Genomic DNA, 24,725 nt, shown 5'->3' on the forward strand with positions numbered 1-24,725 from the left:
CTGCCGAGCGTGGCTCGGCATTACCCGATCAGCTGGCGCGTGCGGCGTTCAATTGCGATCGCGCAGGAACCGCGCCATCGACGATACGCCTGGCACCGCCGGTTCGAATTCGCCGGCCACGTCGATGAAGCCACGCATGATGGCGATGTCGCGTGGGCTGCGGTTGATGGCGTCACGCATGTCCGGATCGGCGCCGGCACGCAGCAGGCGCTGCACCAGCAGTGGCAGCCCGTGCAGTGCGGCCAGATGCAAGGGACCGAAGCCGCGAGGGTCGCGCACATCCAGCGACACGTCTTCATCCAGCAGACGTTCGACGGCGGCCAGCACCACGTGTTCGTCGCAGGCGGTGCCCGGTTCGGCGCGCGCACCCAGCAACAGCAACAAAGGCGTGACCGTGCCTGCCGATGCCTGGTCCGGCTCGGCGCCGGCCAGCAGCAAGGTATCCAGCAAGGCCAGCAAGCGGGTGCGATCACGCGACGTGAAGCCGTACAGCGCGGCGCAATGCAACGGTGCCAACTGCTGGTCATCACCGGCATGCACGTCGGCACCGGCGGTGAGCAGGCGCGCGACGATGTCGGCCATGCCCAGCGCGGCGGCCAGCATCAATACGGTGACGCCACCCGGCAGGCGGTGTTCAAGCTGCGCGCCGGCATTGAGCAGCGCGGAGACGATGTCGGTCTGGCGCATGCTCACGGCCGCGGACAACGGCGTGGCGCCGCTGGCGGCGGCATGTTGCGGATCGGCGCCACGAGACAGCAGCAGGTCGACAACGGCGGCATGACCGCCGCCTGCCGCACGCAGCAGGCCGGTGCAGCCCTGTGCATCCACCGCATCCACGGCAAAACCCAGATTGATCAGACGACGCACCGCATCGGCGTCGCCGGCCATTGCGGCGGCGGGCACGTCGGCCTCGCGCAGCGCGCGCAACGGCAGCGACCAACCGCGCCAGTCCAGCCAGTCAGCCAGATCACGACGGCCGCTGGACAACGCAACACCCAACGGCGTCTGCCCATCGGCGGCGCGTGCGTCGGGTGATGCGCCCTGCAGCAGCAACAATTTCACCGAGGCCTCGCGCGCCAGCGCGGTGGCCAGATGCAAGGCGGTCATACCGTGGCTGTCGCGCGCTTCGCGGTCGACCCCGTTGAGCAGCAAGGCCTGCTGCAATTTCAGCCAGCCCAGGCGCACGGCCAGCGACAACGCTGGATCGCCTGCGGGCGACGGTGCGTAGGGATCGGCGCCTCGTTCCAACAGCTCCAACGCGAACTGCTCGGTACCGCGCGAGCCGTGGTCGTGCTGTGCGCAGGCCGCCAGCAAACGGGTCAGGCCGCCGCGACCGGCCGGCGAAACGCCGCGCTTGAGCAGCACCTGCAAGGTGGGAATCGCATCCACGCCGCGCGACAGCAGCGCGAACATCGGCGTGTCACAGCAGGCGTCGTGTACTTCCGGTGCAGCGCCATGGGCCAGCAGCCAGTCGACCACGCGCGGCTGCAACGCAAGTTCCGGATCGTGCAGCAGGCCGCCGAGTTCGTCGGCGGCACACAATCTGGCCAGCGGCGCCATGCCATCGACATTGCCGAACACCAGGGCCTCGCGCAGCAGCGCCAGCGGCGCGCGGTCGTTGAGCACCGGCGCCACGTCGGCACCGTCGCTGCCATCGGCCGATGCACCGCTGGCGTCGCTCACCGCCGCTGGCAACGGGTAGGTCGGATCCAGCAGCGACACGATGCTCCAGCGCCCAGCGGCCGCGGCATGGTCGATCGCACGGCGGCCGTCAGCGCCCACGCCATCGGCGGAAATTCCCAGATCAAGCAGGCGCCGGATCAACGCCGCCGATACCTGTTCGGCGCGGCAGGCCAACAGCACCGCATTGTTGCCTTCGCCATCAACCGCGCTGACATCCGGTTGGTGTGCGAGCAGGCGTTCGAGCACGCCGGCATGGCCCTGCGAGGCCGCATCCAGCCACGGCGTACGCCCGGCCGCATCGCGCGGCTCGATGTTGGCGCCGGCATTGAGCAGGACTTCGACGATATCGACGTGACCGGCCAGGGCCGCCTCGTGCAGCGCGCTGCGACGCTGCCGGTCGCGCGCGTCCAGCCGCGCCTTGTGCTTGAGCAGCAACTGCACGCCGGCCGGGTCGTCATCCTCGGTTGCCGCCGCCGGCACCAGTACCGGCACACCGTCGGCCGGCTCCACCTTGGCGCCGCGCTCCAGCAGGAACTTGGCCAGCCGCCAGTTGCCGGCCTGGCAGGCCACCGCCAGCGGGCTGTGGCCGTCATTGTTCAGCGCGTCCACCTCGGCGGCGGCATCGCGCAGCAAGGCGGCCACACCCGGGTCGGAACTGCGCGCGGCGTGATGCAGCGGCGTGTTGCCATCGGCATCGGTGGCACGCGGGTCGGCGCCGTTGGCCAGCAACGTCATCACCGCTTCCGGGCGACCATGCCAGCTGTCGCGGGTAGCGGCCAGCAGCGGAGTCATGCCGCGATGCGACTGGTTCACATCCACGCCACGACTGATCAGCAAACGCAGCAGGCGCAGGTCCGGCAAGACCGCCGCCAGCACCGCCAGGCTGCGCTGATCGCGCGATTCCTGCGGCGGCTGTGCCTGCGGGTCGGCGCCGGCGTCGAGCAGCTGCAGCGCGCGATCGACCCGGCCACTGCGTGCAGCGTCGTACATCTGCGGCACCAGCTCGTGCTGCGCCAGCGGTTCCAGCGGCACCGGGCCAGCGAGCGCTTCGGCGAAAGGATCGAATGTGACGGATTCTGCCGGCTCGGTCGCAGCAAACGGCGCGGCGCGCATGCGCTGCAGCAGGTGATGCAGCAATGGCGCCAGCACCGCCGTGGCGATGGCCAAGGGCCAACGCAGGCTTTCACTCACCAGCCCCGGCCACGCCGGCGTCACCACCGCAGCGCACAGCAGCAACAGGATCGCCGCCGCGCCCAGGCCATGCCAGGAATCCAGTCCGCGACCGGCCAGCGCCTGTGACTGTGCGCGCAATGAACCCCCTTCGCGCTCCACCACATGCCACAACGGCCAGGTGCGCCACAGTGCCAGCAAGGCCACGCTGACCGCCACGCTCAAGGCCAGCACCGCCGCCAGGCTGCCGCTGTCATGCAGCGCCGTCAGCGGCCAGGACACCAGCAGCGCGACCATTGCCGAACCGCCCGCCCATAGTCCCAGCAAACCGGGCACTTCATGCTTGAACACCGTTGCCGGTGCCGAAAGCGCGCGACTGCGACGCAGCCACGACACGCCCAGCGCGAACGCCGGTTGTGCCAGCACGCCGCAGACGGCCGCCGCCAGACCACCGAAGCCGGTGACCAGGGTCAGCAGCAGGCCGATCGCCAGCGCGATGGCAACGTTGCGGGTGCGCAGGGTTTCAGTCATCGCGACCGTCGATGCGCGGGACCTTCACCGGCGCCAACGGTTGCGGTGGCAGCTGCAGATGGAAGCCATGGGCGGCCAGATTGGCGCGCACCAGAGCGGCGTCGGCCTGGGCCAGGCGACGGTCGGGAGTCAGGGCTACTTCCAGCACAAAAACGAATGGCGACAGCGTAGCGTCCAGCGTGGCCGGGATCGTTTCGAAGTCATCGCGCTTGGCGAGGTAGAGGTAGGTGTCCTGCTTGCGTTGGCTTTTATAAACGTAGGCTTGCATGCCAGCGTGCTTGACCCTTCGTGGGGAAAAGGGATTGTGTCGGAAATCTGGCGCTGGTGAAAGGCGGCGCCCCCGGCACAGTAGGCTTTTCCCCGATGCGCAGTGTTCATTTTCGTCAAAAGGTGTCCGCGCGATGCCGGCGCACGTCTCGCTTGCGGGCCGTTCATGAGCCGGCGTCTATATACTCGCGCCCCGTCAACACTGCGGAGGTTTGCGTGACACCTGCATCACCACCGCCACTGGCGCCCCTGAACATCCTCGCCCACAGCGCGACCACCGCGCTGGGTGCGGGGCTGGAGGCACAGCGGAGCGCCCTGCGCGAGCGGCGCAGCGGGCTGCGTCGGAATGATTTCGGCCTTGATCCGCTGGAATGCTGGATCGGCCGGGTGACCGGCGTGGAGGAGGTGGAACTCCCGGCGCACCTGCTCTCCCACCGTTGCCGCAACAACGCGCTGGCCTGGCTGGCGCTTCAGCAGGACGACATCAAGGAAGCGATTTCACAGGTCGTCGCCAGGCACGGCACGCAGCGGGTGGCCATCGTGATGGGTACCTCCACCTCCAGCATCGGCGCCACCGAGCTCGCCTATACCCGGCTCGAAACCGACAGCCACGGCGTCCCGCAGTTCCCACAGGATCTGCGCCGTGAACGCATCCACAGCCCGCATTCAGTGGGTGATTTCGTGCGGGCCGCCACTGGCCTTCAGGGGCCGTGCATCACCGTCGCCACCGCCTGCTCTTCCAGTGCCAAGGTATTCGCGCAGGCCGCGCGCCTGATCCACGCTGGACTGGCCGATGCCGCCCTGGTCGGCGGCGTGGACACACTGTGCGGCAGCGTCCTGTATGGCTTCAACTCGCTGCAGCTGATCGCGCCCACTCCCTGCCAGCCCTTCGATGTACGTCGCGTCGGCCTGTCACTGGGAGAGGCCGGCGGCTATGCGGTGCTTGAACGCTGTGGGGCCGGCCCGGATACCGCACTGCAGTTGCAGGGCTATGGTGAATCCAGTGATGCCCACCACATGTCCGCCCCCCATCCGGAGGGGCTCGGCGCACGCATGGCAATGCAGGCCGCGCTGCAGCGTGCCGGCATCAGCGCCGCCGACGTGGGCTACCTGAATCTGCACGGCACCTCCACTCCGGCCAATGACAGCATCGAAGCCGGCGCGGTCGCCACGCTGTTCCCGGCCAGCCTGCACGCCAGTTCCACCAAGGGCTGGACCGGGCATACGCTGGGTGCGGCGGGGATTGTCGAATCGGTGTTCGCACTGCTGGCGCTGTCCGACGGGCTGCTGCCGGGCACACTCAACAGTGAACAACCCGACCCGGCCTGCGGCCCGCAGATCCACTTTGACAATGCGCAGACGGAAATCCGTCATGCGATGAACAATTCCTTCGGCTTCGGCGGCAACAACTGCTCGCTCGTGTTCGGCAAGGCGGGGTGAAGCACATGCTCAAGGCAACATTGGAGGGCATCGGCTTCTGGGGCAACGGCCTGCCTGACTGGGACAGCGCCTGCACCTGGGTGCGCGATGGGCTGCGCCCGGAAAATCCCGCTGCCCGTCCTTCCCCGCAATTGCTGGCCGCCAACGAACGGCGGCGTGCACCGGGTACCGTCGCGGTGGCGCTGGAAGCCGCGCTTGCCGCCTGCAGGGCAGCCGACCGCGCGCCCGCCGGGCTGCCGGCGGTGTTCACGTCCACCTATGGTGAACTGTCGATCACCGACTACATGTGCGCGACCCTGGCCGAGGACCCGCTCGCGATTTCACCAACGAAATTCCACAACTCGGTTCACAACGCCGCCGCCGGTTACTGGACCATCGGTGCCGGTGCGCATGTACCGGCCACCGCGATCAGCGCCGGCCCGTACAGTTTTGCCCAGGGTCTGCTCGAGGCGATGGTGCAGCTGCATGCCGGCGAGGACGCCGTACTGCTGGTGGCCTATGACGGCACCACCGTCGGCCCGCTGACGCAGGTAGCGCCCAGTGAAGGATTGCTTGGCGTGGCGCTGGTGCTTTCGCGCACCGGGCGCACCGACCAGCCAACATTGACCGTGAACCTGCGCAACGGACCGGACGAACCGAGCGCACGGCCCGATGTCGACGGCCCCCTCTCGCAGCTGCTGGGCGGCAACGCCATGCAGCCCGCACTTCCCCTGCTGGAGGCAATTGCGCTGCAATGCAGGCGACTATGGCTGCCGGCAGGGCCCGATCAATGGATGGAAATCGACATCGATCATGAATGACTCTGCCCGTCTGTCGCCGGACAACGTCGCGGTGGTGATCCCCGCGCTCAACGAAGCACTGCGCATCCGCGAGGTGATCCAGAGCGCGCTGGACTACTTCCCGCACGTGATCCTCGTCGACGACGGTTCCGACGACAGCACCACCCAGTGCGTCGCCGACCTGCCGGTGATCGTGTTGCGTCACCCGCAGCGGATGGGCAAGGGCCATGCACTGCGCAGCGGCTTCGCCGAAGCAACGCGGCGTGGCCTGCGCGGCGTCCTGACGATGGATGGCGACGGCCAGCACTCGGCCTCGGATCTGCCCCGCTTGCTCGACAGTGCCAATCGCCATCCGCGCGCCATCATCATCGGCGCCCGCCTGCGCAAACGCGCCTCGCAGCCCCTGCACCGCCGCCTGGCAAACGAATTCGGCGATTGGGGCATCGCCTGGGGCACGCACTACCAGGTCACCGACAGCCAGAGCGGGCAGCGCTTCTACCCCGCCGAGGTGATCGCGCTGCAGGACATTCCCGGCGAGGGTTTCGTGTTTGAAGCACAGATCGTGATCTCCGCTGCACGGCAGCTGGGCACGCGCTGCGTTTCGGTGCCCATCGAGTCACGCTACCGCTGCGCCGACAGTGACGAACAGTTCCGTCCCAGCCACTTCCGCCCGCTGCGTGATCTTTACCGCATCACCAGCCATATCGTGCGGTTGGCCCTGCGTCACGGCCATGTCCTCGATGTATACCGCCGTATCCGCGCCAATCCCCCGTTGATCGACGACACCAGCGCCGGGTACGAAAAGCGCGGGCATTGAGCCCACGTGATGGCTCAGCCCATGCCGCCGTTGATGCCGATCACCTGGCCGTTGATGTAGCCGGCCGCATCACTGCACAGGAACGCAATCAGCGCAGCGACTTCCTGCGGTTTGCCGGCACGCCCGGCCGGTACGGTCTGCTTGATCAGTTCCGGCGGGAACGCGTCGGCCGCCATCTGCCCCTCGATCACGCCCGGCGCAACAACGTTGACGCTGATGCCACGGCTGGCCATTTCCCGTGCCAGTGATTTCGATGCACCGTGCAGAGCCGCTTTTGCGGCCGCGTAGTTGGTCTGGCCACGATTGCCCAGCACCGCCGCCACCGAAGACACACTGACGATGCGCCCCCAGCGCGTACGCGCCATCGGCAGCAACAGCGGCTGGGTGACGTGGAAGAAGCCGTGCAGCGAGACATCGATAACCCGCCGCCAGCGCTCCACGTCCATGCCCGCCATCGGCGCATCATCGTGGATGCCGGCATTGTTCACCACGATCTGGATCGGCCCGTCGCTCAACAGCGCCTCGAGCGCAGTGGCAGTGGCGCTCGCATCGACCACGTCGAATGCCACCGCCTGCGCACTGCCGCCTGCACCATGAATGACATCCACCACTGCCTGGGCCCGATCCAGGTTGGCATTGGCGTGGACGATGACATGCACACCATCGGCAGCCAGCCGCTGGCAGATCGCTCCGCCGATGTCACCACTCCCACCGGTTACCAATGCGCGTCGTTTCGTATTCATGAATTGATTCTGTCCTTGCAAAACACGTTGGCGCTCAAGGCAGCCGCAGCATCACCGCGGCACGGCCTTCGGCCAGCAAACGGCCATCACACTGGATGCGGAAGGCATATTGCTGGCTGGTCTGCGCCTCTGCCAGCACCTGCGCACTGGCCTCCAGCGGCCCGCTCATATCATCGAAGCGCGCGACATGCAGCTGCACGTCCCGCAACGCCACCAGCACCCCGGGCACGACCGCCGCACCACGTTGCCGCCCACGCAGGCCACCATGCACGGCCATCGCCTGCGCACCGTACTCGCACAGGTGGATCGCACGCAGTTGCCCATCGCAGCGCAACGGATGCGCAGGGTCACGGTGGTTGAACGCACGCAGCGCAATGTCGGTATCCGACCACGCCAACACTTCATCCCACAGGCACATGCTGCCCTGATGCGGCACCAGTTGCAGGATCTCCTCACGCCCGAGCATCGCCTGCCTCCCGCATGGGATGCCGCGAAATCAGCAGGGCCAGCACGAAATTGCAGACCACGCCCAGCGCCACGGTACTGCCGATCGCACGCAACACCGGAATCGACGACAACCCCAGCAGGCTGAAGACCAGCAATGTCATCACGCTGCAGACCAGCAGACCGTGCAGGGTGCGCAGCTGATCGGCCTGGCTGTCGCCGGCATGTTCAAAGAACAGACCGTAGTCCAGGCCCAGACCGGCCGCGAGTATCAAACCGATCAGATGGAACAGGTTCAACTCCACACCCGCACCACGCAGCACCGCCAGCACCAGCAAGGTGGTCAGCGCCATCGGCAGCAGCACCCGCGCGACCCGGCGCGGCGAGCGCAATGTCGCCCAGACCGTGAGCGAGAGCAGCAGCACTGCCACCAGCAGCGCCGACAACACCCGTCCCCGGTAGTCCGCCACCAGGGATTCGGAGGCGTGCTTCAAATCCAACAGTTCCGCACCGTGCGTGCGGGCAGTGGCGGCCACGGCGGCTACGTCGCGCAGGCCACTGAGGGATACCACCGCGGTGCTGTGATCCTTCCCCTGCAGCAGCAAGCCTTCCACGGCCGTGGCCAGTGGCGTGCCCTGCAGGTCTTCCGGCTGCAGCACAGGTGCGGTGCGTGCCCGTGCGACATCCGCGATGAATGGCTCGAATGCATCGCTGCGGAACGGTGTATCGGCGACGGCATCGGCAACGGTGGCGCGCAGCGTGGATTCGTCCGGCAGCTGCTGTTGCCGCTTGCGCTGCAGCCCGGCGCTGGGAAGGTAGCGTGCGGCCATGTCGTAGCGCTCCAGCGCACCACTTGCCACCAGCGTATCCAGCGCCGGACGCAGCCGCTCGCTCGCCGCCAGCACCGCCTGCGCATCCGTGCCCTGCATGCTGATGACATACCGCACATCCGGCGCCCCCAGCTCACCGCGCAACTCCGCATCACGCATCAGATCCTGCGGATCGACCGGCGTCAGCCGGCTCAGGTCGTTCTGCCAGAACGGACCGGGTGCCCAGAGCAACACCGCCAACGCGACGATCGCCAGCACCAGCAACGATCCGCGCGGCCGGGGCAACCGCTGCGTGTGGCGCCACAACCACGCCAACCGCGACGAGTCCGCGAGGTCACGCGTCGCCGGGTCCACCAGGGCAGGCAACAGATAACGCGTCGCCAGTGCCGCGGTCGCCAGTGCGGTGATGGTGAACACCGACAGCTGCTTGAGCCCTTCCACCCCCGAGAACAAAAAGGTGAGATAGGCGATGCAGGTGGCGATCACGCCGGTACCCAGTGTCGGCCACAGCGCGCGTACGTTGTCCCACGGAGACCGGCCGGGACGTTCATGGCTGAAGAAGTGGATCGGATAGTCCTGCACCACGCCGATCAGCGTGAAGCCGAAGGCGATGGTGATGCCATGCACGCCGTCAAAGCCGATGACCACCGCCGTCAGGCCCGCCAACCCGGCACTGGCCAACGGTAGAAAGCCGAGAATCGGCATCTTCCAGCTGCGGTAGGCAAACCACAGCAGCAGGATCATGCCGAGGGTATCGAGCATGCCGATGGTGCTGGCCTCGCTGGCGGTGCGGTTGCCGATCTTCACCGAGAACGCACCCGGCCCGCTCAGCTCGATGCGACTGCCACTTTCGCCGCTCAATGCATCAAAGCCGCCGTGGATCGCATCCACCGCCTGCTGCTGTGCCCCGGGGTCAAACCCCGCCGCGCGCGTCTGCACCAGCAGCAATGCCTGTTTGCCGGTGCTGTCGAACCAGACATCGTCGATGCGCTGCGGTGCGCTGGCCGGCTGCAGTGATTCGGCCACGCGCAGCACCTGCAAAGTGGGGTCCGATGCCAGCAATGGCTCGATCAATCCCCCTGCCGGGGAACCGAGATCCTGCACGCGCGCCTGCAGTTCTTCGCGCAACGTGGCACTGGAGAACGCGTCGTCCGGCAGCGCATCTATCAGGTAGCGATACGGCAGCAGACGTTCCGGAAATGCTTCCAGCCCGGCCTGCTCGCCATTGGCCACCAGCTCGAACTGCGCATCCGCTGCCAGTGCCTCGCGCAAACCGTGCGATTGCACGGCCAATTGTTCGGGCGCGGCACCGGACAGCGCGATCAGCAGCAAGCGTGCCCCTGGGCCTTCACCCAATTCGTCCAGCAACAGTTTCTGCGCTGGAGTACGCGCATCGGGCATGAATTTGCGCAGATCCCCGCTGACCTGCATGCGCGCACTGAGCCATGCGGTCAGCAGGCCGAGCAACAGCAACCAGCCGATTGCCAGGCCTATCCGCCGGCCGGAAGAGAGCTTCAACGCGAGCCACCCGCACGGCACAGCGCCAGCAATGCGTCGGCCTGGCGGACCGCGCCGGCCGCAGCGGCCGCACTACCCAGCAAGGTGCGCTGCACATCGCCTTTGGCCGGCAGCGTCTCGATGCAGCGCAGTTCGCGGCCCTGACCATGCAGCGTTACCCCACGTATCCGGCGCGCCAATGCATCCGCCTTGGGTATCAGCGACAGCTGCCAGTGCCGGGCATCGCCGGAGGGCTGCAACCGATAAGCCTGCTCCAGCGCGGCCAGATCACCGGCCAGCAAAGCGCCGAAGCTCGTCTGCAGATCCGCCAATTCGGGCACCCGCTGCAGCGAAAACACACGCGGCGGCTTGCCGGCGCGGGCGATGCTGACCTGCCCCTCCGCAATGGTGGTGGTTTCGGCATACGGGGCGCGCACCTCACGCACCAGGGTGCCGGCATCGGGACGCCGGTACTGGCCTTCCACCCGCAGCGGTTCCTTCAGCAGCGCCGAACCGCGCAGCTCGACGAAGCCGGTCTGGCTGGGCACAGGCTGCGCCAGCTGGCGCAGGATCCATTCCGCATCAACGCCGCTGGCCATCACCGGGCTTGCCATGCTGCCGATCACGATCAGCGCCGCGCACAGCGGTTGGAGGTACGAACCCAGGGTCTTCGGAATGCCAGAAATCATAGAAATTGAACCAGTTGTAGGGGGCGCTGCGCAGGTGATGTTCCAGCCTGCCGGCATAACGATGGATAAGCGCGGACAGCACCTCCGCCCGACGCGCCCGTGGAATGTCCACCGTCGCCTCGAACGGTTCGAACAGCAGGTCGTAACGGTTGCGTCCCCGGTACAAGCCGAAGGCCAGCATCACCGGTGCTTTCAGTACGCCCGCGAGCAACCACGGCGCGGTCGGAAACGGTACCTCGGCACCAAGCAGTGGAGCAGTCATGGACACGTCACCTGGGCGCATGCGATCCACCAGCAGTGCCACCATCGCGCCCTCTTCCAGTGCCTGCTGGATCGCCAACACGATCGAAGGGCCATCCTGTCCCGCATCGATGATGCCGGCGGCCAGGCCGGGATCCAGTTCAGCCAGCAACTCGGTGATGGCGGCGTTGTGCGAACGGTCCAGCAGCACCCGTAGCTTCAGGCCCGGACGCTGCCGGGCCAACGCACGCAGCGCATCGAAACTCCCCAGGTGCGAGCCGAACAGCAGCACACCACGGCCCTGGTCCAGCCACGTCAGCAGTTGCCCGGTGCCACGCGGCTGGATATCGAACAGGTGCATCCTTCCCGCCAGCAGGAATACCCGGTCAAGGATGGTGGCGGCGAATGTATGCATATGCCGGGCGACGTCCAGCACCCCCACCCTGCGCCCCAGAACCCGGCGCAGGTAGTCACGCGAGGCGCGCCTTTCGCTGCCCCGTATACAGAGGAAGTAGGCGGTGATCGGATACAGACAGAGCCGCGCGATGCCGCGCCCGCCATGGCGCGCGATGCCGGCAATCAGGCGAATGGCAAAGCGTCCACCACCTTCGGGGCGTCGCTTCCAGTCGGCGTCATTCATGCAGGGGCGTCATCCATTTCCAGCACCAGCTCACCCCGCACCAGCAGTTCCGCATCGCGCAGCACACGGAACTTCCAGCGCGGCGCTTGGCCTTCCAGCTCCACGCTTGCGGTCTGGCCAGGCAGCAGCGGCGCCATGAACTTCACCTGCGGCAACCGCAGCCTGCCTGCGGCGATGCCGTACTCGGCCTGTATGGCACGCAGCACCTGCTCCAACAGCACCACGCCCGGCACCAGCGGTCGCCCCGGAAAGTGTCCGGGCAGGCACGCATGGTCATCGGGAATGGAGAACAGCATGGCGTTCACCGGCGGGGTTGGGCCGGACAGGATAGCGGCAGCCCCGCGGCTCAGCGCAACAGGTCACGCCAGAATGCCGGGCCCAGCCGCCCCATCTGGCGCATGAAATCCAGTGCGTTGCGGTAAGGCCGCTGTGGGAACAACTGTGAACGCACCGCATATTCGAGGGCGAAGAAGCCACCGATCAAGCCCCAATCGGCGACATTGGCGCACCACGACCACTGCTCATGGGTTACCGGCCACCACGGCTGCATTCCAAACGCCGCCAGCAGGCCATCCGGCACCGCGCTCATTGCCAGCCCCAGATTGATCGCGGCCAACAAGCTCAGCACGCCCGCCCAGGCGCCGGTCAACCGCCGGGTATAGCGGTGCAGCGCCGGTGTCAGCGGCATGTCGGCACGCGCATACAACGCCTGCACGATGCGGGTGATCAGCGGGACCTGCCCGTGCAGCAACGAGCGGGCAAAACCCCAGGCCACCAGCAGGGGAAACACCACCGGTGGTGCCAGCAACAGCATCCAGGCCCAGTGTGAACCACCCAGCCAGAACAGCAGCAGCGACGCGGCCACCAGCACCGCCCAGGCCCAAAGGCGTCGCCGCGCCAAAGGTTCGAGCAGGCACAACACCGCCAGCCCGGCCAGCGCCAGGGCGGCCCACCTGCCTTCGTCACGCAGACTGGCCAGGTGCGACAGCACCGGGTAGGCCAGCAACAGGAGCACTCGCAGCGCCAAGGCCACCGGCCCATGGCCGGGCGCGTGACCGGTAGTCGTCATTCCGTTCAGGCTGTCTTGTTGGCCTGGATATGCGCCGACAGTGCGCGCAGCGAGGCGAAGATGCGCCGATTGTCGTCATTGTCCGAACGCAGCTGGAAGCCATAACGCTTGCTGATGGCCAGCGCCAGCTCCAATGCATCGATCGAGTCCAGGCCGAGGCCTTCGTTGAACAGCGCCGCTTCCGGATCGATCTGCGCCGGCTCAACGTCTTCCAGGTTCAGACTTTCCACCAGCAGCTCGGCCAGTTCGCGCTCGGCATCGGTTTGTTGCGACATTTACACATCCACGGGGCAAAGAAAGCCGCAACGATCCGGCATCACTGCCCGCAGCGCAACCATGACGCCCCCGGCCCGCGCGGTATCATTGGCACCTTCAGCAATACCAATACGCCACGCAATGACGTTCACGCCCCATTCCCGCCCGCATTCCCCGCTGCGCTTTCAGCATTTCCGTAACGACGGCGACAGGGGCGTGCAATGAACGCACAGGCTGCCAACGCGGCGCCGGCGACACTGAGCGTGGACTATGTCGCTCCGGTGCATCTGCCGGCGCTGCTGGCCGACGATCATGTCCTGGCGATATTCGGTTTCCAGGCGGGCAACGGCGCCCCGCCTACCGATGATCCACGCTATCTGCAGGTTGGCCTGCAGGCCGATGGCACGCCCATGCTGGAAGTCTGGCGCAGCCGCTATCCGGTCAGCACCGGCCGCGATGCCAATGGCGTGGCTTGGGCCAGCGACGGCGCCCTGATGTTCGGTGCGCTGCAGGTGGACGAAGCCAGCCATGGCGACATCATCGGCGCATCCGAGCACGCCTACGCACAGGTGCTGACCGCGCCTGCAGCACATGGATACCCGCATCTGCTGCGCATCTGGAACTACATGGATGCGATCACCGAGGGCGAAGGCGACGATGAGCGCTACCGCCGATTCTGCGTGGGGCGGGCGCGGGGCATGGGCACCATCAATACCGGCACCCTGCCTGCGGCCACCGCCATCGGCCGCGTCGATGGTGTGCGGGTGCTGCAGATCTATTGGCTGGCAGCGCGCACGCCGGGAATGCCGCTTGAAAACCCAAGGCAGGTCAGCGCCTACCGTTACCCGCGCCAATACGGCCCGCAATCACCCAGTTTCGCCCGTGCGATGCTCGGCGCTCCCGGCAGCACGTTGCCGCTGCTGCTTTCGGGCACGGCCAGCGTGGTCGGTCATGCCACCCTGCATGGCGATTCCACACACCGGCAGCTGCAGGAAACGTTCGCCAATTTCGAGGCACTGATCAACGCCGCACGCGTGCACTCGCCCGCCTTGCCGCCACACTTCGGTGCCGGCAGCCGCTTGAAGGTCTACGTGGACGACGCCGCGGAAATAGCAGCGGTGCGCCAGGCACTGGCCACGCACCTGCCTGCGGATGTGCCCTACATCGTGCTGCATGCGACGGTATGCAGGCACGATCTGCGGGTGGAGATCGACGGCGTCCACGGCGCCTGAATCGACACACGGGAATCCCGGAAGCGTTGATGGCTCCGGGGTTCTTCAGCATTCCTGCGGAAGTTTTACCGGCGAACTCACTGTCGCAGCAGGGCCAGCACTGCATCGCGGGGCAATTTTCCGGTCTCGTTGCGCGGCAGCACCGCGACCTTGCGCAACGGGCGCGGCAGGAATACCGGATCCACCCGCATGCGCAGATCGCGCAGGATGTCCGCCTCGTCGCGGTGCGGGGCGACCACCAATGCCGCGATACGGCCCACGGCGTGCCCCGGCTCGGGCTCAAGCTGCACCACCACCGCATCGACCACTCCGTCCACCGCCTGCAGCTTGCGGGTCAGGTCACCCAGCGATGCACGTTTCCCGGCGATTTCCAGCAGGTCCGCGCGCCGTCCACGCAGCAGGAAGCGGTTATCCGGTAGCAGTTCGACAAGATCGGCCAGCATCACCGGTTCCGCCAGATGCGGTGCATGCACCCGCGTGCCCTCCGGTTGCGGCACCAGCCGTACCCCCGGCAACAGACTCCAGGCCTGCTCGAGCGCGGTACGTCGGCGCGCGAAAATACAGGTTTCAGTGGAGCCGAACATCTCCCGCACCTCGGTGCGGAAACGCCGCTCGGCATCGGCTGCCAGTGCCTGCGACAACGGCGCCGTGGCGGTGACGATGGCCGCCAGTGGTGGCAGTTCGACTCCCGACTCCACCAGCACTTTCAGGTGCACCGGGGTGGTGATCAGCAGCCGCGGCGCGGCGACTTCAGCCAATGCCTGGGCGACATCCTGCGGAAAGAAGGGCTTGCCCGCCTGCAACGTGGCCGGTGCCAACAACGGCAGCAGCACCGACATCTCCATGCCATACATGTGCTGTGGCGGCACGGTGGCTACCAGCGATGGTGGCTCATCTGCCCACAGATCCCTCAGTGCCCGCAGGTTCTGCGCCGTACTGGTCAGGAACGAGCCCCAGGTCTTGGGGTTGGCGCTGGGCACACCGGTACTGCCCGAGGTGAAACCAATGGCCACCAGTTGTTCATCGGCCAGTTGCGGCACCTCTCCTGCCAGGCAGGGCAACTCCGGCGGCAGCAGGAAACCCCCTTCCGGCAACGCGTCCAGCAGCGCATCTCCAAGGCAGTACGTCTGCCGATAGCGCTGCTGCACATCCAACACGACCGCAGGCGCGCGCGAGGGCGGTAGCAGGTTCACCTGTCCCCGCAAGGCCACGGCACAGAATGCAACCATGAACCGGTAGCGGTCCTCGCACAGATTGATCGCATGCAGGCCGGCGGGAAGCTGCGCCGCCACACCACGGACGTGCGCAAAGAATGTCCCCAGCTCGATCCCCTGTCCCGCAACGATGGCGAGCAGGCGCCTGCTGTCACCGATGGCAAGCGGATGGCGGGGTGACACTGGCGATACTTCGGAAGCAACCTGCATGCGACTACAACAACCTCTGGAGGGACGATCCCGGCACGCGCGGCACCGGCATGCGGCCAGATTGTAGTCCCGAGGACCCGCTGACAAGCCGGGCGGGCTGCGCCGCAGCCCGGAATCCACCTCCCGCCGCTGCGGGAAGCCCGCTGCAATCACCTGGAAGAGCGGCATCCGCCCAAAGCAGGCTCAGTGATACCCCATATCCGCGGTGACCTTGCCGCGGAACACGCGGTACGACCACACCGTGTAGCCCAGGATCACCGGCAGCAACAGCACCAGCCCGACCATGCTGAACCCCAGCGACGAGGCCGGCGCGGCGGCCTGCCACAACGTCATCGAGGGCGGCAGCAGGTACGGCCACATGCCCAGCAGCAGGCCGATGAAGCCCAGCACGAACAGGGCCAGGGTCAGCAGGAACGGCGGCAGGTCGCGCCGCGGATGCATCGCGCTGCGCCAAAGCGCCACGGCCACCGCTAGCGTGAGCAGCGGCACCGGCGACAGCCACCAGAAATTGCCGTCGCTGAACCAGCGCTCCATCACCCGCGACTGCAGGAATGGCAGCCAGGTACTGACCAGGCCCATGAACACGATCACCGCCACCATCAGCGGCCGCGTCAGCGAACGCGCCAACACCTGGTCGCGGCCTTCGGTCTTGAGGATCAGCCAGGTGCTGCCCAGCAGCGCATAACCGGTCACCACCGCCACGCCGGTCAGCATCGAGAACGGGCTGAACCAGCCAAACGCGCCACCGACGTAATGCCCGTCCTGCATCTTCAACCCTTCCACCAGCGCGCCAAGAATCACGCCCTGCGCGAAAGCGGCCAGCAACGAACCCAGTGCGAACGACACGCTCCACAGGCGACGCGAGCGATGCGCCTTGAAACGGAACTCGAACGCCACGCCACGGAACACCAGCGCCATCACCAGCAGCAGCACCGGCAGGTACAGCGCCGACAACAGCGCCGCATAGGCCTTGGGAAACGCCGTCATCAACCCGGCGCCGCCCAGCACCAGCCAGGTTTCATTGCCGTCCCAGATCGGCGCGGCGGTGTTCATCATCACGTCCAGCTGCTGCTCATCCTCGGCGAACGGCGCCAGGATCCCGATGCCGAGCACGAAGCCGTCCAGCACCACGTACATCAGCACGCCGAAACCAATCACGGCGAACCATGCCACCGTCAACGCGGTTGTCATGTCCATATCAACGACCCTCCAGCGGTTCATCGGCCCCGGACAGCGGCCGCGCCGGTGTATGCATGCCATCGTCATGCACGTGATCGTGCGATCCCGGCCCGGTACGCATGATCTTGACCAGGTACCAGATGCCCCAGCCGAACACGAACACGTAGCCGATCACGTAGACCGTCAATGACAACGCCGTCATCCAGGCACTGTGCGGCCCGACCGCATCGGCGGTGCGCAGCAGCCCGTAGACCACCCATGGCTGGCGCCCCATCTCGGTGACGAACCAACCGGCCACCAGCGCGATGAAGCCGCTGGGCAACATCCAGTTCCAGCCGCGCAGCAACCACTTCGACTGCAACAGACGCCCACGCCACAACTGCAGCGCCGATATCCAGGCCAGGATCAGCATCAACGTGCCCAGCCCCACCATGATCCGGAACGCGTAGAACACCGGCACCACGGGCGGCCGTTCGCTGGCCGGCACCGAGGTCAACGGTGCGAAGCTGCCGTCCATGGTGTGGGTCAGGATCAGGCTGCCCAGCTTGGGAATGGCCACCTCGTAGTCGTTGCGTTCTTCTTTTTCGTTGGGCACGGCGAACACCACCAGCGGCACGCCCGCGCCGGCCTCGCCTTCATGCCAATGCGCCTCCATCGCCGCGATCTTCATCGGCTGGTGCTTGAGCGTGTTCAGGCCATGCATGTCACCGACAAACACCTGCACCGGCACCGTCAACGCCGCGAATGCCACCGCCGCGACCAGCATCTTGCGGCCGGCCTCCACATGCACGCCGCGGCGCAGGTACCACGCACCGACGCCGCCGATCACGAAACACGTGGTGATGAACGAACCCAACGCCATATGCGCCAGGCGATACGGGAACGAGGGGTTGAACACCACCTGCCACCAGTCCTGCGGATGCACGATGCCATCGACCAGCGTGTAGCCGGCCGGCGTGTGCAACCAGCTGTTGGATGCCAGGATCCAGAACGTGGAGAACAGCGTGCCCAGTGCCACCATGCAGGTGGAGAAGAAATGCAGGCGCGGCGACACCCGGCCCCAGCCGAACAGCATCACGCCGAGGAAACTGGCCTCCAGGAAGAACGCGGTGAGGACTTCGTAGGTGAGCAACGGCCCGATCACGGTACCGGCCACTTCGCTCAGACGCGGCCAGTTGGTACCGAACTGGAAGGCCATGACGATGCCGCTGACCACGCCCATGCCGAAGGACACGGCGAAGATCTTCTGCCAGAAGAAAAACAGCTCGCGCCACACCGTGTTGCGGGTACGCAGCCAGCGCCATTCCACAAAGGCCAGCCAGCTGGCCGTGCCGATGGTGAAGGCCGGAAACAGCACATGGAAACTCACGACGAACCCGAACTGGATCCGTGACAACAAAAGCGCGTCCACGCCTGCCTCACTGCACGATCTGGAAACGGGTCCATTCTGGTCCGGTATTCGTGAAGACCGGATGTGACCGGATGTCGCAGTGCGGCAAAAGGTCGCAGCACCGCTTGGTGTCCTCCCTTGCGCGAAACGCAGCGGAGTGGCAAAGCACCGAACATTGCCGATTCCGGCAGCTCACCTGCCGATCCCGGCGCCCATGACCTGTGGCCCAGCCCCGGCAAAGGCCGGGCTGCTAGGCTTGTGCGGTTCTCTTCACCGGTGCCCGCAATGCCCAGATACCTGCCCCTGTCCCTGCTGTTGTTGACCGCTTTCGGCAGCGCCCATGCCGCGCCCACACCGATCACCATCGAACAGGCAATGGCCGACCCGGATTGGATCGGGCCGCCGGTCGAGTCGGCGTGGTGGTCGTGGAATGGCCAGCAGGTGGAATACACGCTCAAGCGCCAGGGCAGCGCGGTGCGCGACAGCTTCCGCATGCCGGTTGCCGGGGGCGTGGCCCAGCAGGTCGCTGATGACCAGCGCGGTACGCTGGATTCGGCCAGCCGCGTCTATGACAGCAGCCGTCAGCGCATGGCCTTCGTGCGCAATGGCGACGTGTTCGTGCGCGACCTGCGCAGCGGCGCACTCACCCAGCTCACCCGCAGCAACGAGCGCGCCAGCGGCGTGAACTTCGCCACCGATGGTGGTGTGATCTGGGAGGTGGGCAACAACTGGTTCCACTGGAATGCGCGCAGCGGCATCACCAGCCAGGTCGCCCAGCTCAAGGCCGACAAGAACCCGGCCGACGCGCCCAAGGCCGACGTGCTGCGTGACCAGCAGATGCGCACCCTCGCCACCCTGCGCAACGACCGCGCCCAGCGCGACGAACTGCGTGACCAGGGCGAACGCTGGCGCCAGGCCGACCCGACCCGCGCACCGGCACCGATCTTCCTCGGCGCCGATGTCGAGATTGTCGACAGCGTGCTCTCCCCTGACGCACGCCACCTGGTGGTGGTGACCAAGCCCAAGGGCTATGAAGAAGGCCGCGGTGGCAAGATGCCGCTGTACGTCACCGAATCCGGTTACGAAGAAGCCGAGGACACCCGCACCCGCGTGGGCCGCAACAATCCCGAGCCGCATGCGTTCTGGCTGGCCGATGCCGTGACCGGCAAGGTCGAGTCGCTGTCGCTGGATACCCTGCCCGGCATCACCACCGACCCGCTGGCCGAGCTGCGCCGCAAGGCCGGCAAGGATGCGCTCAAGGGCAACCGTCCGCTGGAAGTGATGAGCGAGTTCATGGGCGGTGGCATCCGCTGGAACGCCGATGGCAGCCAGGCGGCGATCATGCTGCGCGCCAACGACAACAAGGACCGCTGGATCGCCACCACCAATGCCACCACGGCCAAGCTGGAAACCCGCCACCGCCTCACCGACGGCGGCTGGATCAACTGGAGCTTCAACGATTTCGGCTGGCTGCCCGATGGCCGCACGCTGTGGCTGCTGTCCGAGGAATCAGGCTACTCGCACCTGTACACGCAAAGCGGCAGCGGCAAGCCCAAGGCACTGACCTCGGGCAACTGGGAAACCTCATCGCCGGAAGTCAGCGCCGATGGCCGCAGCTTCTACTTCCTGTGCAACCAGAAGTGGCCGGGCGACTACGAAGTCTGCAACGTCGATGCCAACGGCGGCGCCGTGCGTGAAGTGACCGCGCTCGACGGCGTGGAAGACTTCAGCCTGTCGCCGGATGGCCAGCAGCTGCTGGTGCGTTACTCGGCCCCATACCTGCCCGCGCAGGTCGCGGTGCTGCCGGTCAGCGGCGGCGAAGCACGCAAGCTCACCGATACCCGCAGCGCTGCGTTCAAGGCGCGCCAATGGGTGCAGCCGCAGATGGTGCAGGTGCCTTCGCAGCACGGTGCCACGCCGGTGTGGGCCAAGTACTACGGGCCGGAAACGCTGGAACCAGGCAAGCAGTACCCGATCGCCATGTTCGTGCACGGCGCCGGCTACCTGCAGAACGTGCATGCGCGTTACTCCAACTACTTCCGCGAGCAGATGTTCCACAACCTGCTGGTCGAGAAGGGTTACATCGTGCTGGACATGGACTACCGCGGCAGCGCCGGCTACGGCCGCGGCTGGCGCACGGCCATCTACCGCAACATGGGCCACCCGGAGCTGGAGGACTACAAGGACGGCCTGGACTGGCTGGTCACCACCAAGCAGGGTGACCGCGCGCGCGCCGGCATCTACGGTGGCTCCTACGGCGGTTTCATGACCTACATGGCGCTGTTCCGTTCGCCGGGCACGTTCAAGGCCGGCGCCGCGCTGCGCCCGGTCGGTGACTGGCACCAGTACAACCACGCCTACACCGCCAACATCCTCAACACCCCGGACATCGATCCGGAGGCCTACCGCGTGTCCTCGCCGATCGAGTACGCCGAAGGCCTGCAGGACAGCCTGCTGATCGCGCACGGCATGATGGATGACAACGTGTTCTTCCAGGACTCGGTCAACATGAGCCAGAAGCTGATCGAACTGCACAAGGACAACTGGTCGATCGCACCGTACCCGCTGGAGCGCCACGGCTACACCCGCGCCGATTCCTGGCTGGACCAGTACAAGCGCATCCTGAAGTTGTTCGAGCAGGAACTGAAGTAAGTACGAAGCAAACAGGAAGGGCGCCGCGAGGCGCCTTTCCTGTTCCTGTAGCAAGACGCGGACGGTAGCGGTGCCGCTGCGGTTGCTCTCAATCCAGAAATCCACATCGCTCCAAGTGCCCCATGCCCACTACAAACTCCCCCATCCGCATCGTCACCGCCGTCATCCTTGATGCACAGCAGCGCGTACTGGTGGTGCGCAAGCACGGCTCGGACACCTTCATCCAACCCGGCGGCAAGCGCGAGCCCGGCGAAGCCGCGCTGCAGACGCTGGCGCGCGAACTGCACGAAGAACTTGGCATCGTGATGGACCCAACCAGTGCGGTACCGCTGGGCATCTTCGAGGATGCCGCCGTCAACGAACCCGGCCGCCGCGTGCAGGGCGAGTCCTTTCTGGTGCAGGTCAGCGGCACCGCACGCGTGCAGGCCGAGATCGCCGAGCTGGCGTGGATTGCACTGCAGCCGCCGCACGGCGTGAAACTGGCCCCGCTCAGCGCGCGGCATACACTGCCGGCAGCACATGCGGCGCTGGTCAAGGCTGGGAAAGCGGAGTAAATCCGGCGATAGTGCGCGCACTCGTCGCAGCGCCCTCACCGTGAAAGCACCTGAACTTCCCCCCGTAAACACAAAACGCTCATCGGCGGAAACCTTTGTCGATGTCACCGCCAAACTGTCGATGGTGATGGCGGCGTTGGCCATCCTGTGGAGCCTGATCCAACTTGTTCTGGTCCTCGCACTGGGGCGCCTCGACATGCTTGGCGCCATGCAGGATCAGGGCTTGTCGCTACCCGAGGCATTCCAGTGGTTCGGCCGACATGCGTTGTCGCTCACCGCGTTGATGCTGGTGGTGTCGGTGGCATTCCTCGCCGTCTCGTGGGCCATGTTCAAGCGGCGCGAATGGGGCCGGCTCGGCTTCATCGTGTTTCTGGTGCTGGTGGCACTGCTCAACTTCGCCGGCCTGCCGCTCATCCATTCCGTGTTCGAGAGCATGCGCAGCATGTTCCCGGCTGAGTTCCTGCAGTCGGCACAGGGCATGGAGATGCGCGCGCAGCTCGACAGCGGGTTGTGGATGTCGCTGTTCAGCGGCGCCATCACCGCCATTGCCTTCGCCGCGTTGCATGGCTGGCTGGTGATCAAGCTGCGGCGGCCCGATGTGCGCGCCCTGTTCCACTGAATTCACGACCTCCCTGGTATCTGCAATGCTCCGTACTGTTTCAAAACACCGTTTGTTGCTACGCGGGCTCGCCGCACTGCTGCCACTGCTCGCACTGCCGGCGATGGCCGCAACACCACTGGCCTGCGGCAGCTACAAGGAGGTCGATGGTTCCGCGCGCTTGGTGATCGAAAGCCCCACCCAGGCAATACGCACGTACGAAGGCCAGCCGCCGGTCCGTTACCAGATCCGTCAGCAGGCGCAGGTATTGCACGTCGCCGATCTTTCCAACGGCTTCAGTGACGACTACACCGTCAGCGCCGACGGCAAACGCATTGGCAGCAAGTTCGCCGACTACGTGCTCGACGCACCCGCCAGCTGCAGGACCACACCCGCGCCCGCCGCAGGCAGTTGCCGCGCCGATATCGATACCTGCATCACCTCGGCCGGCACCGCGTCCGTGCAGCAGTTGACGCAGTGGTGCCGCGAAGACCTGCCGTTCGCCTGCGAGCGACTGATCACCGCCTACCAGGACCAGGCCCGTGCGCAGCAACCGGCAACGCTCGATCCGGATCTGGAGGAACCGGAGGTCTGCAAACCGGCCTCACCGCAGTTCGATGAAGCCGCCTGCAAAATCGCCGCGCGCGAGGCCCTTGGCATCGCCATGGCCAAGGCCATGCTGGGCGGCCTGACTGGTGGCGCCGCCGCCCCCCTGGCCGACGCACCACTGAACGAACTGCTGCAGCTGTGCCGCGCCCACCCCGATGCCGGTTTCTGCGGCAAGGTGGCGGACGTGCATTGGGACGCCGGCCACTACGCAGCAGCCGGCCAAGCCCTGCAGCTGGCCTGCAAGGCCGGTGGTGACGAGCACACCTGCCGCCGCGCCGAGGCGGTCACCGCAGTGCCGGCGGCAGCGCTTGCCACCGTGACGGCGACCACGCTGCCCTGCGGCGACTACCAGGCCAGCATGGGCTTGATGAGCGAACTGTCCTTCGGCGACCAGGGCCTGGTTTCGTTGGGCATGGGCAGCGAGCTGCGTGCCCGCCTGGAGAACGGCGCCGTCCACATCCGCCACGACAAGGGCGGTGATTTCGTCCTGAAGCCACTGCGCAATGGCGGCCTGCTGGGCGTTGATCAATGGAACCGCTACGCCGTCTACCAGCGCACCGGTGGCGCTGCCACCTGCAGCGCACCTACCGTCTACGTGGAACTGCCGCTGCCGCAGGATTGCCCCATCGGCAGCGATGCCCAGGCCTGCTGTGACAGTGGCAAGCTCGCCGGCTGCAATGCCATGGGCCACCGCAAGGCGCTGGCCGGCGATTGGCAGGCCGCCGCACCGTACTACCTGAAGCTGTGCCAGGCCGGCGTGCGGGCCGGTTGCGAGAACCTGCGCTCGGTCTACGAAAACACCGGTGACGAGGACCTTCCCGGCAAGTTGCTGGCCCTGTGCAACCGCGACGGCAAGGGCACGCATGTGGCCTGCGATGTCTATGCCACCAGCAACTGGGCGTTGCTGGGCCTGGGCATGCAGCTGCAGCGGGCAGCCGAAGAAATCGAAGCCGAAGACGCGACCGACACCGCGCCGCTGAAGACGCCCGCCAAATCCTTCCGCAAGTAAGGCCACCGAGGCCTGCGCTAGAGTACCCGCATGAACGAATTCGACCGCGTACGCGACTACCTAACCGGCCTGCAGGACCGCATCTGCGGCGCCATCGAGCAGGCCGACGGCCAGGCCCATTTCATCGAAGACCGCTGGCAACGTGCCGAGGGCGGTGGTGGCCGCACCCGCATCCTGCGCGACGGTGGCGTGTTCGAGCAGGCCGGCATCGGCTTCTCCGACGTGGCCGGCACCCGTCTGCCGCCGTCGGCCTCAGCCAACCGCCCGGAGCTGGCCGGTGCCTCGTGGCGTGCCTGCGGCGTGTCGCTGGTGTTCCACCCAAGCAATCCCTATCTGCCCACCACCCACGCCAACGTGCGTTACTTCCAGGCCGAGCGTGATGGCGAAAAAGTCGCCGCCTGGTTCGGCGGTGGTTTCGATCTCACCCCGTTCTATCCCTTCGACGAAGACGTGCAGCACTGGCACCGTGTGGCGCACGATCTGTGCGCACCGTTCGGCAACACCCGTTATGCAGAACACAAGCGCTGGTGCGATGAGTACTTCTTCCTCAAGCACCGCAACGAAACCCGCGGCGTCGGTGGCTTGTTCTTCGATGATCTGCATGGCGATTTCGACGCCGACTTCGCTTACCTGCGCGCGGTGGGCGATGGTTTCCTCGATGCCTACCTGCCGCTGGTCGAGCGTCGCAAGGACACGCCGTATAGCGAGCGCGAACGCGAATTCCAGCTGTACCGGCGCGGCCGCTACGTCGAATTCAACCTGGTGTATGACCGCGGCACTCTGTTCGGCCTGCAGAGCGGCGGCCGCAGCGAGAGCATCCTGATGAGCCTGCCGCCACGCGTGCGTTGGGAGTACGGTTTCCAGCCGGAAACCGGCAGCGATGAAGCACGCCTGGCCGCGTATCTGGTTCCGCGCGATTGGTTGGGCGAATAACCGCCCTCGGCCGGGATCAGATCCCAACGTAGTGCCGAGCATGGCTCGGCA

At 66.4% G+C, this 24,725-nt stretch carries 22 protein-coding genes; 9 read left to right on the forward strand and 13 right to left on the reverse strand.

Annotation, left to right across the window (positions count from 1 at the left end):
* Positions 1–48: 48 nt before the first annotated feature.
* Together ABB26_RS11835 and ABB26_RS11840 are read right to left on the reverse strand one after the other, a co-directional pair.
* The gene (locus ABB26_RS11835; protein WP_057634353.1) at positions 49–3,384 is read right to left on the reverse strand and encodes an ankyrin repeat domain-containing protein; all 3,336 of its coding nucleotides are present in this window, start codon (positions 3,382–3,384) and stop codon (positions 49–51) included.
* Positions 3,377–3,652 (reverse strand): YcgL domain-containing protein, encoded by a 276-nt coding sequence (locus tag ABB26_RS11840; RefSeq protein WP_057634356.1) that lies wholly within the window; start codon positions 3,650–3,652, stop codon positions 3,377–3,379. The genes ABB26_RS11835 and ABB26_RS11840 overlap by 8 nt, the downstream gene beginning before the upstream one ends.
* A 239-nt stretch (positions 3,653–3,891) precedes the next feature.
* Here ABB26_RS11840 and ABB26_RS11845 point away from each other — a divergent pair, with 239 nt between their 5' ends.
* From ABB26_RS11845 to ABB26_RS11855, 3 genes are read left to right on the forward strand one after another with little or no spacing between them, the layout of a single operon-like run.
* Positions 3,892–5,091 carry a beta-ketoacyl-[acyl-carrier-protein] synthase family protein gene (locus ABB26_RS11845; protein WP_057634423.1) on the forward strand — a complete coding sequence of 400 codons (1,200 nt, stop codon included), beginning with the start codon at positions 3,892–3,894 and terminating at the stop codon, positions 5,089–5,091.
* A gap of 5 nt (positions 5,092–5,096) precedes the next feature.
* Positions 5,097–5,891, forward strand: a complete 795-nt coding sequence (locus ABB26_RS11850; protein ID WP_057634358.1) for a beta-ketoacyl synthase chain length factor — start codon at positions 5,097–5,099, stop codon at positions 5,889–5,891.
* Positions 5,884–6,687, forward strand: coding sequence for a glycosyltransferase family 2 protein (locus ABB26_RS11855; protein ID WP_057634360.1), 804 nt, complete (start codon positions 5,884–5,886; stop codon positions 6,685–6,687). Before ABB26_RS11850 ends, ABB26_RS11855 begins: the two co-directional genes overlap by 8 nt.
* A gap of 14 nt (positions 6,688–6,701) precedes the next feature.
* On the opposite strand, the gene fabG is transcribed toward ABB26_RS11855, so the two are convergent.
* From fabG to ABB26_RS11895, 8 genes are read right to left on the reverse strand one after another with little or no spacing between them, the layout of a single operon-like run.
* Positions 6,702–7,430, reverse strand: coding sequence for a 3-oxoacyl-ACP reductase FabG (fabG, locus tag ABB26_RS11860; protein ID WP_057634362.1), 729 nt, complete (start codon positions 7,428–7,430; stop codon positions 6,702–6,704).
* A gap of 34 nt (positions 7,431–7,464) precedes the next feature.
* Positions 7,465–7,896 (reverse strand): hotdog family protein, encoded by a 432-nt coding sequence (locus tag ABB26_RS11865; RefSeq protein ID WP_057634363.1) that lies wholly within the window; start codon positions 7,894–7,896, stop codon positions 7,465–7,467.
* A complete protein-coding gene (locus tag ABB26_RS11870; protein WP_057634365.1) occupies positions 7,883–10,243 on the reverse strand; it encodes an MMPL family transporter in 2,361 nt (786 codons plus the stop codon). Before ABB26_RS11870 ends, ABB26_RS11865 begins: the two co-directional genes overlap by 14 nt.
* Positions 10,219–10,815: a LolA-related protein gene (locus ABB26_RS11875; RefSeq protein ID WP_057634426.1), complete on the reverse strand. Its 597-nt coding sequence runs from the start codon at positions 10,813–10,815 to the stop codon at positions 10,219–10,221. The genes ABB26_RS11870 and ABB26_RS11875 overlap by 25 nt, the downstream gene beginning before the upstream one ends.
* Positions 10,784–11,770 carry a lysophospholipid acyltransferase family protein gene (locus tag ABB26_RS11880; protein WP_057634366.1) on the reverse strand — a complete coding sequence of 329 codons (987 nt, stop codon included), beginning with the start codon at positions 11,768–11,770 and terminating at the stop codon, positions 10,784–10,786. Before ABB26_RS11880 ends, ABB26_RS11875 begins: the two co-directional genes overlap by 32 nt.
* Positions 11,767–12,066 (reverse strand): ApeI family dehydratase, encoded by a 300-nt coding sequence (locus ABB26_RS11885; protein ID WP_057634369.1) that lies wholly within the window; start codon positions 12,064–12,066, stop codon positions 11,767–11,769. Before ABB26_RS11885 ends, ABB26_RS11880 begins: the two co-directional genes overlap by 4 nt.
* A gap of 50 nt (positions 12,067–12,116) precedes the next feature.
* Entirely contained in the window at positions 12,117–12,839 is a 723-nt protein-coding gene (locus ABB26_RS11890) for a DUF3159 domain-containing protein (protein ID WP_057634371.1), read from the reverse strand.
* 5 nt (positions 12,840–12,844) lie between these two features.
* Positions 12,845–13,114: a phosphopantetheine-binding protein gene (locus ABB26_RS11895; RefSeq protein WP_057634373.1), complete on the reverse strand. Its 270-nt coding sequence runs from the start codon at positions 13,112–13,114 to the stop codon at positions 12,845–12,847.
* Between the two features lie 201 nt (positions 13,115–13,315).
* Between ABB26_RS11895 and ABB26_RS11900 the strand changes: the two genes are divergently transcribed.
* Complete coding sequence (locus ABB26_RS11900) at positions 13,316–14,326, forward strand: chorismate transformation FkbO/Hyg5 family protein (protein ID WP_057634375.1); 1,011 nt, start codon at positions 13,316–13,318, stop codon at positions 14,324–14,326.
* Positions 14,327–14,403: 77 nt separating this feature from the next.
* Here ABB26_RS11900 and ABB26_RS11905 read toward each other — a convergent pair whose 3' ends face one another.
* The 3 genes from ABB26_RS11905 to ABB26_RS11915 all read right to left on the reverse strand — a co-directional run bounded on the left by ABB26_RS11905 (position 14,404) and on the right by ABB26_RS11915 (position 18,340).
* Positions 14,404–15,750, reverse strand: coding sequence for an AMP-binding protein (locus ABB26_RS11905; protein ID WP_057634377.1), 1,347 nt, complete (start codon positions 15,748–15,750; stop codon positions 14,404–14,406).
* Between the two features lie 183 nt (positions 15,751–15,933).
* A complete protein-coding gene (gene cydB / locus ABB26_RS11910; protein ID WP_057634379.1) occupies positions 15,934–16,947 on the reverse strand; it encodes a cytochrome d ubiquinol oxidase subunit II in 1,014 nt (337 codons plus the stop codon).
* 1 nt (position 16,948) lies between these two features.
* Positions 16,949–18,340 carry a cytochrome ubiquinol oxidase subunit I gene (locus ABB26_RS11915; RefSeq protein WP_057634381.1) on the reverse strand — a complete coding sequence of 464 codons (1,392 nt, stop codon included), beginning with the start codon at positions 18,338–18,340 and terminating at the stop codon, positions 16,949–16,951.
* 264 nt (positions 18,341–18,604) lie between these two features.
* Here ABB26_RS11915 and ABB26_RS11920 point away from each other — a divergent pair, with 264 nt between their 5' ends.
* The 5 genes from ABB26_RS11920 (at position 18,605) to hemF (ending at position 24,674) form a co-directional block, all read left to right on the forward strand.
* Positions 18,605–20,971 carry a S9 family peptidase gene (locus ABB26_RS11920; RefSeq protein ID WP_057634383.1) on the forward strand — a complete coding sequence of 789 codons (2,367 nt, stop codon included), beginning with the start codon at positions 18,605–18,607 and terminating at the stop codon, positions 20,969–20,971.
* Between the two features lie 122 nt (positions 20,972–21,093).
* Positions 21,094–21,525: an NUDIX hydrolase gene (locus ABB26_RS11925; protein ID WP_057634384.1), complete on the forward strand. Its 432-nt coding sequence runs from the start codon at positions 21,094–21,096 to the stop codon at positions 21,523–21,525.
* Positions 21,526–21,565: 40 nt separating this feature from the next.
* Complete coding sequence (locus tag ABB26_RS11930) at positions 21,566–22,144, forward strand: hypothetical protein (protein ID WP_152982657.1); 579 nt, start codon at positions 21,566–21,568, stop codon at positions 22,142–22,144.
* A gap of 25 nt (positions 22,145–22,169) precedes the next feature.
* The gene (locus ABB26_RS11935; RefSeq protein WP_161809048.1) at positions 22,170–23,741 is read left to right on the forward strand and encodes a hypothetical protein; all 1,572 of its coding nucleotides are present in this window, start codon (positions 22,170–22,172) and stop codon (positions 23,739–23,741) included.
* Between the two features lie 30 nt (positions 23,742–23,771).
* Positions 23,772–24,674: an oxygen-dependent coproporphyrinogen oxidase gene (gene hemF, locus ABB26_RS11940; protein ID WP_057634391.1), complete on the forward strand. Its 903-nt coding sequence runs from the start codon at positions 23,772–23,774 to the stop codon at positions 24,672–24,674.
* Positions 24,675–24,725: the final 51 nt, after the last annotated feature.

The sequence above is a fragment of the Stenotrophomonas humi genome (genome assembly GCF_001431415.1).
Taxonomy (GTDB): domain Bacteria; phylum Pseudomonadota; class Gammaproteobacteria; order Xanthomonadales; family Xanthomonadaceae; genus Stenotrophomonas; species Stenotrophomonas humi.

Coding starts and splice junctions, on each gene's coding strand:
- ABB26_RS11935 (WP_161809048.1), top strand. CDS start 22,170: ATGCTCCGTACTGTTTCAAAACACCGTTTGTTGCTACGCGGGCTCGCC.
- ABB26_RS11865 (WP_057634363.1), bottom strand. CDS start 7,896: ATGCTCGGGCGTGAGGAGATCCTGCAACTGGTGCCGCATCAGGGCAGC.
- cydB (WP_057634379.1), bottom strand. CDS start 16,947: ATGGACATGACAACCGCGTTGACGGTGGCATGGTTCGCCGTGATTGGT.
- ABB26_RS11890 (WP_057634371.1), bottom strand. CDS start 12,839: ATGACGACTACCGGTCACGCGCCCGGCCATGGGCCGGTGGCCTTGGCG.
- fabG (WP_057634362.1), bottom strand. CDS start 7,430: ATGAATACGAAACGACGCGCATTGGTAACCGGTGGGAGTGGTGACATC.
- ABB26_RS11885 (WP_057634369.1), bottom strand. CDS start 12,066: ATGCTGTTCTCCATTCCCGATGACCATGCGTGCCTGCCCGGACACTTT.
- ABB26_RS11840 (WP_057634356.1), bottom strand. CDS start 3,652: ATGCAAGCCTACGTTTATAAAAGCCAACGCAAGCAGGACACCTACCTC.
- ABB26_RS11850 (WP_057634358.1), top strand. CDS start 5,097: ATGCTCAAGGCAACATTGGAGGGCATCGGCTTCTGGGGCAACGGCCTG.
- ABB26_RS11880 (WP_057634366.1), bottom strand. CDS start 11,770: ATGAATGACGCCGACTGGAAGCGACGCCCCGAAGGTGGTGGACGCTTT.
- ABB26_RS11925 (WP_057634384.1), top strand. CDS start 21,094: ATGCCCACTACAAACTCCCCCATCCGCATCGTCACCGCCGTCATCCTT.
- hemF (WP_057634391.1), top strand. CDS start 23,772: ATGAACGAATTCGACCGCGTACGCGACTACCTAACCGGCCTGCAGGAC.
- ABB26_RS11855 (WP_057634360.1), top strand. CDS start 5,884: ATGAATGACTCTGCCCGTCTGTCGCCGGACAACGTCGCGGTGGTGATC.
- ABB26_RS11905 (WP_057634377.1), bottom strand. CDS start 15,750: ATGCAGGTTGCTTCCGAAGTATCGCCAGTGTCACCCCGCCATCCGCTT.
- ABB26_RS11895 (WP_057634373.1), bottom strand. CDS start 13,114: ATGTCGCAACAAACCGATGCCGAGCGCGAACTGGCCGAGCTGCTGGTG.
- ABB26_RS11900 (WP_057634375.1), top strand. CDS start 13,316: ATGAACGCACAGGCTGCCAACGCGGCGCCGGCGACACTGAGCGTGGAC.
- ABB26_RS11920 (WP_057634383.1), top strand. CDS start 18,605: ATGCCCAGATACCTGCCCCTGTCCCTGCTGTTGTTGACCGCTTTCGGC.
- ABB26_RS11835 (WP_057634353.1), bottom strand. CDS start 3,384: ATGACTGAAACCCTGCGCACCCGCAACGTTGCCATCGCGCTGGCGATC.
- ABB26_RS11875 (WP_057634426.1), bottom strand. CDS start 10,815: ATGGCAAGCCCGGTGATGGCCAGCGGCGTTGATGCGGAATGGATCCTG.